Here is a 10,582-nt window from a genome sequence, read left to right on the forward strand (position 1 = left end):
CAGGTCCGCGCGCGCCCGGGGGTCCGCCTCCAGCACGAGCGGCGCGAGGTGCTCGTCGGTGTCGACGAACCCTTCCAGTCCCAGGCCCAGGCACCGTCGGGCGCGCGTGAAGGAGTCGGCCGCCTCCAGCCACGGCACGGCGTGACCGAGGACCGAGGAGGTGTCGCGCAGCGAGCGCACCAGCGTGCGGCGCGCCGCCGGCGTCCCCGTGGAGGGCACCAGCAGGACGGAGTGGCCGGGAGGTACGCCGGGCACGTCGTCCGGCACCTGGAGGCTGGCGGTGTCGAGCAGCGAGAACGCGAACAGCATCTGGTAGTCGGGCATGATGACCGCCGTCAGGGCGCCCGGTGGTTCCCAGTCGGCGCGCTCGGCGGCGGCCACGATCGCGTCCGGGGCGGCCCGGGTCAGCAGTGCGCGGGTGAGCCGCTCGAGGTTGCGCAGCCGTACGCGCCCGCTGCTCTCCAGCTCGTCGGCGTGACCCAGGGCGGCGGCCTCGGAGAGCCGGTCGATGTAGTGGAAGACGAGCTCGGCGAAGTGGGCGAGCTGGTCGGAGGCGACGCGGTGCTCGACGGCCACCTTGGCCATGTCGCGCCAGCAGACCCGCGCGCCCACGCGGAACGCCGCGAGCAGCGCCTCCATCGAGCGTCCGCTGCGCGCCTCGCCGCGACCGATCTGGTACGACCCCTCCAGTGCCGGCGTCATCGGTGAGGGGGCGTCGTTGCGTCCGGAGAGGGTGAGGAAGCCGCCGAGGGCCAGGACGACGACGTTGCGGATCGTCTCGCCCATCTGGCCGCTGAGCGCGTTGGCGTAGCTGGGGACCTCGTCGATGATCGCGCTCACCGCGTGGTCGGCGACCTCCGGCAGGGCCTCGCGCAGCGCCTCGAGGATCTCCGGGTCCATCGCGACCTCGGGCGTCGGCGTCGCGAGTTGTTGAGTGGCGCGAAGCACACGAGGGTCGTCCATGGCGCCTCCAGAGTCGTTCTTTGTTTGCAACGAACAAAAGACTACCCGCGATTCACGTGCAGGGCGCAGGAATCCGACGGCGCGAGCCAGCACAGTGGTACCCATGACCAGCACTCTCGAGCCGCCGACCCGGGCTGCGGGGCTCCGCCACCGCCTCGTCCGGGCGGCCGAGGCGGCCACGACGCCGCTGCTGCCGGCCGACTACCTGGACCTCTTCGCGCCGCTCCGTTCGGGCGCAGAGCTGCGGGGCCGCATCGTCTCGGTGCACCCGGAGACCGCCGACGCCGCCACCATCGTGATCAAGCCGGGCGCCGACTGGGCCGGGCACGTCCCGGGCCAGTACACCCGCATCGGGATCGACGTCGACGGCGTGCGCCAGTGGCGCGCGTACTCGCTGACCCACGGTCCGCGCGCCGACGGCAACATCTCGATCACCGTCAAGGCCGTGCCGGACGGCGTCGTCAGCAACCACCTCGTCCACCACTGCCCGGTGGGCAGCATCGTCCACCTGGAGCAGGCGGCCGGCGAGTTCGTGCTGCCCGACCCGAGCGGCGGCCGGTTCCTCATGGTGACCGCCGGTTCGGGCGTGACGCCGGTGATCGGCATGCTGCGCAACCTGTTCCCCGTCGCCGAGTCCGGCGCCCTGCGCCTGCCGCGCAGCAAGGACTTCGACATCGTCGTGGTCCACGTGGCCCCCAGCGAGCCCGACTCGATCTTCCTGCGGGACCTGCAGGCGCTCGACGCGGCCGGCCTGATCACGCTGGTCGCCCGGTACGACGACACCCACGGCATCCTCGACGTCGCGGACCTCGAGCAGCTCGTCCCCGACCTGCACGACCGCACCACCCTGGCCTGCGGCCCGGCCGGCCTGCTCGACGCGCTCGCCGCGTTCCACGAGGCCGCTGGCGTCGACCTGCTGGTCGAGCAGTTCCGTACGGCCCGGGTCGAGCCCGGCGAGGGTGGCACCCTGCACTTCGCGAAGGGTGGCCAGGACCTCGCCGTCGACGGGTCCACCACCATCCTCGACGCCGCCGAGGACGCCGGCATCCTGATGCGCTCCGGCTGCCGGATGGGCATCTGCATGGGCTGCCTGGTCCCGATGACCGAGGGCACCGTGCGCGACCTGCGCAACGGCGAGCTCACCACCGCAGTCCCCGGCGAGTCCGGCGCGGTCAAGGTGCAGACCTGCATCAACGCCGCCGCCGGGCCTTGTCACTTCGATCACTGATCGAGATCCAGCACAGCGATCACTGATCGACATCCAGCACAGCGACCACTGACTTCTTTCCCCACACCGCCAGCCCCCGCTGAAGGAGAACCACCGCGATGACCGTCATCCAGAAGAAGGACACCAACCCGATCGCGCACCTGTCCAAGGAGCAGATCGAGGAGCTGGGTCGCGAGCTCGACGCGATCCGCCAGGAGGTCCTGGACAGTCGTGGCGCCGACGACGCCGCGTACATCCGCAAGGTCATCAAGACCCAGCGCTACCTCGAGCTCGGCTCGCGTGGCGTGCTGCTCTTCTCGATCTTCCCGCCCGCGTGGATCCTCGGCACGCTCGGCCTGAGCGTCTCCAAGATCCTCGAGAACATGGAGATCGGCCACAACGTCCTGCACGGGCAGTGGGACTGGATGCGCGACCCGAAGATCCACTCCTCGACGTGGGAGTGGGACAACGTCACCCCCTCGGAGGCGTGGAAGCACAGCCACAACGAGGTTCACCACACGTACACGAACATCGTGGGCAAGGACAACGACCTCGGCTACGGCATCATGCGCGTCGACGAGGACCAGAAGTGGTACCCGATGTACATCGCGCAGCCGGCCTGGAACTTCGTCAACGCCTGCTTCTTCCAGTACGGCATCGCCGCGTACGACCTCGAGCTCGGCAAGAACCTCAAGAAGGCCAAGGACAAGCGCCCCGAGGGGTTCGAGGCCGAGGTCAAGAAGGTCCTGGTCAAGATCCGCAAGCACATGGTCCGCGACTACGGCATCCACCCGCTGCTGTCGATCCCGACCGGCTCGTACTTCTCCACGATCGCGGCGAACTTCGTCGCCAACGGCGCCCGCAACCTGTGGACGCACTCGGTCATCATGTGCGGTCACTTCCCCGAGGGCGTCGAGACCTTCGAGAAGGAGATGCTGGACGACGACGAGACCCGGGGCGACTGGTACATCCGCCAGATGCTCGGCTCGGCCAACATCTCGGGCTCCAAGCTGACCCACATCATGACGGGCAACCTGTCGCACCAGATCGAGCACCACCTGTTCCCCGACCTGCCCTCCAACCGGTATGCGGAGGTCGCCGTGAAGGTGAAGGCGCTGTTCGCGAAGTACGACCTGAACTACCACGAGGCGTCGCTGCCCAAGCAGGTCTACTCGGCCTGGCACAAGGTGGTCCGCCTGAGCTTCCCGAACGGTTGGCTGGAGACCACCACCGTCAAGAACGCCCCCAAGCAGCTCGGCATCCTGGCCAAGATGGTGACGGGCGACAAGCGCACCCGCCGCCTGCTGCAGCGCCACCTCGACTCGTCGGCGGCCAAGGTCCGCAAGCCGTCGAAGGCGGACGTCCGCGCCGTCGCCTGACCTGTGACTCCTGTGGCTGGAGTGACGGGGAGTGACCAGGTGGTCATGCGTTGTGACCACGTGGTCACAAATTGGGTGTGACCTGGCCCACAAAGGGCTGTACTCACGGGTAGGACCTCTGTCAAGGTGGACCAGTCGCTTCGGCACAGGGGAGAGAAATGATCAGGATCGGCAGTATCGAGGAGCAGCACCGCCCGGTGAGCGGGGGTGCTCGCTGGGAGGGCGACGCCCTCCGCGTCCTCAGGCCGCGTGCGGCGATGGACGACTGGCTCCGTCGCTGAACTCTTGAGAAGCGGGGCACCTCCGGGGGGAGGTGCCCCGCTTCTCGCATTTCTCCCCACGTACGACGGTCGCAGGCGTCCCGCCCAGCGGGTCCGCGCGCGCGTGGCCGCCGCCTGTCGTGACACCGTCGGCCTATGACTTCAACCACAGTTCCCGAGGTCCAGTTCCAGACGATGGCGGAGCTTTTCCTGACCCGGGCCGAGGACGACAACCCGGGCCTGCTGTTCGAGGACGACCGCTGGAGCTGGCGCGAGGTGCTGCGGGAGGCCGCGGTGCGCTCCGCGATCCACCAGGAGCTCCGCCCGACGGACGGCCGCCCGTGGCACGTCGGGGTCCTGCTGGAGAACACCCCCGAGTACCTCTTCCAGATCGCCGGCGCCGCGTTCAGCGGCGCGACGGTGGTCGGCATCAACCCGACCCGCCGCGGCGCCGAGCTGGCGCTCGACATCCGCGAGACGCACGTCGACACGATCTACGTCGACGCCGCGTACGCCGACCTCCTCGAGGGCATCGACCACGGCGCCAGCCGCGTGATCCGCGTCGACGGCCCCGAGTACGCCGAGCTGCTCGCCACGCACGCCGACGCGCCGCTGGTCCCGACCGAGCAGGCGCTCGACCCGTCGAACACGCTCGTGCTGCTGTTCACCTCGGGCTCGACCGGTGCCCCCAAGGCCGTGATCTGCTCGACGCGCCGGTGGGCGTTCGTGAGCCAGGTCAACCCGATGATGTTCGGCTTCGGCGAGGTCGCGTACAACGCGATGCCGCTGTTCCACGGCAACGCCCTGATGAGCGCCTGGGGTCCGTGCGTGAAGGGCGGTGCCGCGCTGGCGATGCGCCGCAAGTTCTCCGCGTCCGGCTTCCTGCCCGACATCCAGAAGTTCGGCGCCACCTTCTTCAACTACGTCGGCCGCTCGCTGGCGTACGTGCTGGCGCAGCCCGAGGTCGAGGGCGAGTCGGACAACAAGCTCAAGTTCGGCTTTGGCACCGAGGCCTCGGCCCGCGACCGCGCCGAGTTCCTGCGCCGCTTCGGCGCACCGGTCTACGAGTCGTACGGGCAGTCCGAGGGCGCCTGCTACATCATCCACAACGACTCCACCCCCGACGGTTCCCTGGGCGTCCCGCAGATCGGCCACCACCCGGTCATCTGGGACGCCGACGGCAACGAGTGCGCCGTGGCCGTCTTCGACGACAACGGCCTGCTGGTCAACCCGGAGGAGGCGATCGGCGAGATCGTGTCGCTCGACGCGGCGTCGAAGTTCGAGGGCTACTACAACAACCCCGAGGCGAGCGCGGAGAAGCTGCGCGACGGCCACTTCTTCACCGGCGACCTGGCGTACCGCGACGAGGACGGCTTCTTCTACTTCGCCGGTCGTACGGCCGACTGGATCCGCGTGGACTCCGAGAACTTCGCCGCCGCCCCGGTCGAGCGCATCGTGGCCCGCTTCCCCGGCGTGGCCGTGGCCGCGGTCTACCCGGTGCCGGACCCGCAGACCGGCGACCAGGTGATGGCGACCGTCCAGATGGTCGTCGACGCCGACTTCGACGCGGACGCGTTCGCGAGGTTCCTCACCGAGCAGCCGGACCTGGGCACCAAGTGGGCGCCCCGCCTGATCCGCGTCACCGCCTCGCTGCCGGTGACCGCGACCAGCAAGGTCGACAAGCCCAAGCTGCGCCGCATGCTGTGGGGCGGCGACGAGCCCGTCTTCGAGCGCCTGCGCGACGGTTCGTACGTGCAGCTGGACGACGCGGCACGCGCCCGGATCGAGTCCGAGTTCGCCGAGCACGGACGTCAGCAGTTCATCCGCAGCTGAGAGCACCAGCCCCGTCGGGCCCGGACCGTTGAACGGTCCGGGCCCGACTGCTCTGCGGGAACGGTTCCTCAGGCCGCGGAATCGTGGTGGGATGTCGCCACCGTCGATGAGGGGGAGACGCAGATGCGAGGAGCGGTCGGGCTGGCTGTCGGGGCGTTGCTGGCGGGGCTGGTGGCTCCCGTCCTGTCGGCGGGGGCCGCGGAGACGGCCACCGGCACGGTGAGCGGCACCGTCACCTCGTACGCGGGCGCACCCGTCGGTGACTGGAACGTGCGGATCTACGAGCACGACGTGGCGGGACACGACTGGGTGGAGGTGGTCGGCGCGCAGACGGGCCCCGACGGGAGGTACGAGGTGGCGGTCGAGGCGGGGACGTACCGCGTCCTCGTGGAGCAGACCGCGGCCAGCCTGCGTGGCGGGCCGTACAACAAGACCGACCCGGAGCAGGAGCTCGCCTACGAGTTCTGGCCCGACGCGGCCCAGATCACCACCGCCAAGGACGTGCGCGTCGCCGCCGGTCAGACCGTGCGGCTGGACCCGGTGCTGGAGAAGGGGCGGACGATCACCGCCGACACCACCTACCAGGGCGCCGCCGCCCCGTACACGCTGTACCGCCTGAAGCCCGTGGACTCCGGCTTCTGGTTCGCGCCCAACATGGTGGAGAACCGCGGGGTGGAGACGGTGACCTTCCACGGCCTGCGGCCGGGCGGCTCGTACGAGCTGGAGGTGTTCTGGACGGCCACCGGCGAGGAGGGGGCGGAGCTGCGCCGGGAGCTGTACTCCGACGCGCTGTTCGACGCACAGATGGCACCGGTCCGGATCCCGCCGAGCGGTCCCGACCCGCGTCTGACCATCTTCCTCGGGGAGCCGGACCCGAGAGTGCAGAACACCACCCCGCCCAGCATCAGCGGGACCGCACGCGTGGGGGACGTGGTGACGGCTGACCCCGGCACGTGGGACACCGGCGGCCTCACCTTCAGCTACCAGTGGTCGGCCAACCTCGTACCGGTCGAAGGGGCCACCTCGCGGCGCCTGCGGATCGGGCGTGCCCTTGCTGGCAAGGCCCTCACCGTCGAGGTGACCGCGACGGCAGCCGCGCTGGCGCCGGGGACCGCCTCGTCGGCCCCCTCCGCCGGGGTGGCGCGCCGCCCGTACGCGGGGTCGGTCACGGTGTCGGGGAAGCCGGTGGTGGCGCGACGGCTGCAGGTCGTGATCGTCACCCGCGACCCGGTCGCCCCGACGGTGCGCGTGCGCTGGTACGCCGGTACGAAGCTGGTCGCCACCGGTGCGCGGCTGAAGCTGACCCGGGCGTTGGTGGCCAAGCGGATCCGCGCGAAGGTCACCTTCACCCACCCGTACCGGACCACGGTGACCCGGACCACGCCGTACACCGCCCGCGTCCGTCGCTGAGCCTGCGCCGTCGAGCCTGCACCGTTGAGCCTGCGCCGGGCGACAGCCCCTGCCGCCTAGGATCGCCGGGTGGTCTGGCTGCTCGTCGTGCTGTTGCTCCTCTGGGTCGCCCTGGGCCCGTGGGTGCCGGTGGCGGCGGCGGTGCTGATGCTGGTGCCGCGGATCCGCTGGTGGGTGCTCGACCGGGTGCGGCTGAGCCCCCGCGTCGCGGGCACCGGTGCCGCCGTGCTCGCCGTCGTGGTGGGCGTCGGCCTCGTGCTGCCCGCGGGGATGCTGCCCGTCCCGCGGAGCCCCGGGATCGCGGTGGCCCCCTCGTACCTGGGCCGGCCGGCCATCGCGGCACCCGTCAACGCCGCGGACCCGCCGCAGCACCCGCACCTGGCCCGCAACGGCACCAGCGGTGCGGCCAACGACGCGTGGGGGACGGGCGCCTACGCGTGGGAGGGACCGCTCGGCCGGGAACCCGAGGTCGACACCGGCTGGTACGGGCTGGAGCAGTGCGCGGCCTCGGCCCTCGACGCCCACGACAGGCTGGTCGCGCTGTGCCGCGAGCGGTCCGGGCCGACCCTGCGCATCCTCGACCCCGGGTCGATGCGGGTGCTGGCCTCCAAGGAGCTGCCGGAGTGGGCGGAGGACGAGGAGGCCGGCCAGCGGGTCTGCGCCTCGGCGGTGCACGTCGACGCCGAGGGACGCGTCGTGCTGGCCACCACGGACCAGCGAGTCCTCGCCGTCACCACCGCCGACGGGGACGACCAGGCGCAGCTGAGCACCGCGGACAGCTGGGACCTCGCGCCGTACGTGCCGCAGGGCGACTGCCTCGTCGCGCTGCTCCCGGACTGGGGCGGTCGGCTGTGGTGGGTGAGCCGGCAGGGCCTGGTCGGCACGCTGGCGTCGCACTCCGGTGACGTGCGCGTCCTCGACCTGGACGAGCAGGTGACGAACGGACTGGTCACCGACGAGGACGGCGGCACGTACGTGGTCACCGACCGCGCGTTGTACCGCCTCACCAGCGGCGCCGAGGGGATGCCGCAGGTCTCGTGGCGGCGGACGTACGACCGGGGGACGGAGGCCAAGAAGGGCCAGGTCGTCCGCGGCAGCGGCACCGGCCCGGTCCTCCTGGGCGCCGGGGTGGTGGCGTTCGCGGACAACGCGGAGCCGCGGATGAACGTGGTCTTCGTCCGCCGCGACGACGGCAGCGAGATCTGCCGCCACCCCGTCTTCGAGGAGGGGGCCAGCGCCACGGAGGCGTCCCTCGTCTCGGTCGGCGGCGGTGTGGTCGTGGAGAACAACCACGGGTACACCGGCCCGCTGCGCACCGTCCTGGGCCGCGCCACCTCGCCCGGGTTCGCGCGCGTCGACCTGGACGGCACCGACTGCTCGGTGGCGTGGACGAGTGACGCGGTCGCGGCGTCCGGTGCACCGAAGGTGTCGTGGGCCAACGGCCTGCTCTACGCGTACACGAAGCGGCCGACCTGGTGGGGCGTGTCGGCCTGGTACGTCACCGCGTTCGACGTCCACACGGGGCGACGCCGGTTCAGCGTCCGCACCGGGACGGGGATGGCGTTCAACAACGACCACGCCCCGCTGACCCTCACCCCCGACGGTTCGCTGTACGTGGCGACCCTGACCGGCCTGGTGCGGGTGCGCGACCGGCGCTGAGCAGCCCCGTCAGGGAGCGGCCCGGTCACGGCCAGCGCAGCCCGACGGTCTCCTCGCTGATCTCCCACAGGCGCCGTTGCGCCATCTCGTCCCGGGCGAGCCGGGTGGGCGTGACCACGGTGGGTTCGCCGGAGAGCTCCCCGAGGCCGCGCGGTCCGACGTACGTGCCGCCGGGCAGGTCGCCGGTGGCGGCGAGCAGCGTCGGCCAGGCGCCCCGGGCGGCGCTCTGCGAGACGGCACGGATGGTGCCGTCGAGGATGGACGCGCGCCGCCGCGACGAGGCGGGGACCTGGGTGTTGACGGCCAGGTGGGTGCCCGCCATGCCCGGGTGGGCGGCCAGGGCCTTGACGGGCAGCTCGGCGGCCCGCAGCCGACGCTCGAGCTCGTAGGTGAACAGCAGGTTGGCGAGCTTGGACTGCCCGTACGACTGCCAGCGCTGGTAGGCGTGCTCGGGTCGGCGCGGGTCCTCCAGCGGGGCCCGTCGTGCCAGGCGGTGCAGCTGCGAGGAGACGGTGACGACGCGGGCGTCGAAGCTGGCCCTCAGCGCTGGGAGCAGCAGGCCGGTGAGCAGGAACGGGCCGAAGTGGTTGGTCGCCATCTGCTGCTCGATGCCGTCGACCGTCCGCGCGTGCGGAGGCGCCATGATGCCGGCGTTGTTGACGAGCATGTCGAGGTGTGGAGTGCGGCCGAGCACGTCCTCGGCCCCGACGCGCACGGACTCGAAGGAGGCCAGGTCGAGCAGCACCTCGTCCACGCGGGCGTCGGAGACCTTGATCCGGATCTCGGTGGCCGCGGCCGCGACCTTGGCCCGGTTGCGTCCGGCGAGCATGACGCGGGCGCCGTGGCGGGCCAGCTCGAGGGCGGTGTGGAAGCCCAGCCCGCCCAGGGTGGGGCCGGTGACCAGCGCGGTGACGTGGCTCTGGTCGCCCATGTCCTCGGGGCGCCAGGTGCCGGGCGCGACCGGACGCGGGGAGGGCTGGCTCACGGCGTCACCGCCAGTGACGACAGCAGCCTCTCGCCCAGCTCGGCGTCCCCGGACACCTCGAACCCCTCGGTGGGGCGCCCCCGGCCACCCGCCATGCGCGTGTAGGCGGCGCGGTCGGCGCGCAGCCGTACGGTCGGGTCGGTCGGTACCTCGGCGAGCCGCTGGCCGCGGCCGTCCTCACCGACGGTGGCCGCGACCGGGTCGTGGCCGACGACCTCGACCACGACGGTCGTGCCGGTCGGCAGCGCGGCGCGCTTGGCGACGACGTACGGCAGGCTGGCCAGGAAGACGTCGGTGACGTGCGCGGCGCCGGCCGAGTCGAGGCCGCCGGGTACGCCGACGGCGCGGCGGACGTCCTGCTCGTGCATCCAGAGGTCGAGCGGGCGGTTGCTCAGCAGCGTGCGCGTGGACCAGCCCAGCGCGCCGAAGAGTCCGGGAGCGGGCGCCTCGGGGTCGGTGGGAGGGTCGGCCAGCAGGGCCGTGTGCCGGGCGGTGGTGGACTCGCGGATCTCGTTGACGAGGTCGTCGCGGCTGGCGCCCCGCCGCGCCACGACACCCTGCTCGGTGAACTGGCCCATGGGGCTGCGGACGTGGTCGGCCTCGCCGATCGCCACGTCGTCGTGGTCGGCCCCGGCGAGCAGCGCCTCGAGGTGGGCGATGTGCGCGACCACCGCGTGCACGTCCCACCCGGGCAGGTCGGTGGGCAGCGCCCACGACTCGGCTGGGATCTCCTCGACCAGGTGGGTGAAGTCCTCGACGGCGCTCCACCAGGTGTCGACGTACCGGCTCAGTTCACTCATGTCCGGCAGCCTAGGGGGCCGTGCCGACAGCGACCGGGAGGGTCACGGGCTGGTCTGGCCCGGCAGGGTCAGGACTGTCGGAGCCA

8 protein-coding genes are annotated in these 10,582 nt (G+C 71.7%); 5 read left to right on the forward strand and 3 right to left on the reverse strand.

The window, feature by feature from the left end:
* On the reverse strand, positions 1–963 hold a 963-nt coding region (locus ACI379_RS08950), incomplete at its 3' end, for a PucR family transcriptional regulator (RefSeq protein ID WP_439791740.1).
* Between the two features lie 103 nt (positions 964–1,066).
* Between ACI379_RS08950 and ACI379_RS08955 the strand changes: the two genes are divergently transcribed.
* The 5 genes from ACI379_RS08955 (at position 1,067) to ACI379_RS08975 (ending at position 8,711) form a co-directional block, all read left to right on the forward strand.
* Positions 1,067–2,191: a ferredoxin reductase gene (locus ACI379_RS08955; protein WP_439791741.1), complete on the forward strand. Its 1,125-nt coding sequence runs from the start codon at positions 1,067–1,069 to the stop codon at positions 2,189–2,191.
* A 98-nt stretch (positions 2,192–2,289) separates the two neighbouring features.
* Positions 2,290–3,549: a fatty acid desaturase family protein gene (locus tag ACI379_RS08960; RefSeq protein ID WP_439791742.1), complete on the forward strand. Its 1,260-nt coding sequence runs from the start codon at positions 2,290–2,292 to the stop codon at positions 3,547–3,549.
* Between the two features lie 416 nt (positions 3,550–3,965).
* On the forward strand, positions 3,966–5,642 hold the full coding sequence (locus tag ACI379_RS08965) for an AMP-binding protein (RefSeq protein ID WP_439791743.1): 1,677 nt from the start codon (positions 3,966–3,968) through the stop codon (positions 5,640–5,642).
* A 123-nt stretch (positions 5,643–5,765) separates the two neighbouring features.
* Positions 5,766–7,052, forward strand: a complete 1,287-nt coding sequence (locus tag ACI379_RS08970) for a hypothetical protein (protein WP_439791744.1) — start codon at positions 5,766–5,768, stop codon at positions 7,050–7,052.
* Between the two features lie 69 nt (positions 7,053–7,121).
* Positions 7,122–8,711: a hypothetical protein gene (locus tag ACI379_RS08975; protein ID WP_439791745.1), complete on the forward strand. Its 1,590-nt coding sequence runs from the start codon at positions 7,122–7,124 to the stop codon at positions 8,709–8,711.
* A 25-nt stretch (positions 8,712–8,736) separates the two neighbouring features.
* Here the strand turns inward: ACI379_RS08975 and ACI379_RS08980 are convergent, their stop codons facing one another.
* Positions 8,737–9,696 (reverse strand): oxidoreductase, encoded by a 960-nt coding sequence (locus ACI379_RS08980; RefSeq protein ID WP_439791746.1) that lies wholly within the window; start codon positions 9,694–9,696, stop codon positions 8,737–8,739.
* Positions 9,693–10,496, reverse strand: coding sequence for a maleylpyruvate isomerase family mycothiol-dependent enzyme (locus ACI379_RS08985; RefSeq protein WP_439791747.1), 804 nt, complete (start codon positions 10,494–10,496; stop codon positions 9,693–9,695). Before ACI379_RS08985 ends, ACI379_RS08980 begins: the two co-directional genes overlap by 4 nt.
* Positions 10,497–10,582: the final 86 nt, after the last annotated feature.

The sequence above is a fragment of the Nocardioides sp. genome (assembly GCF_051876515.1).
In the GTDB taxonomy this organism is placed as follows: domain Bacteria; phylum Actinomycetota; class Actinomycetes; order Propionibacteriales; family Nocardioidaceae; genus Nocardioides.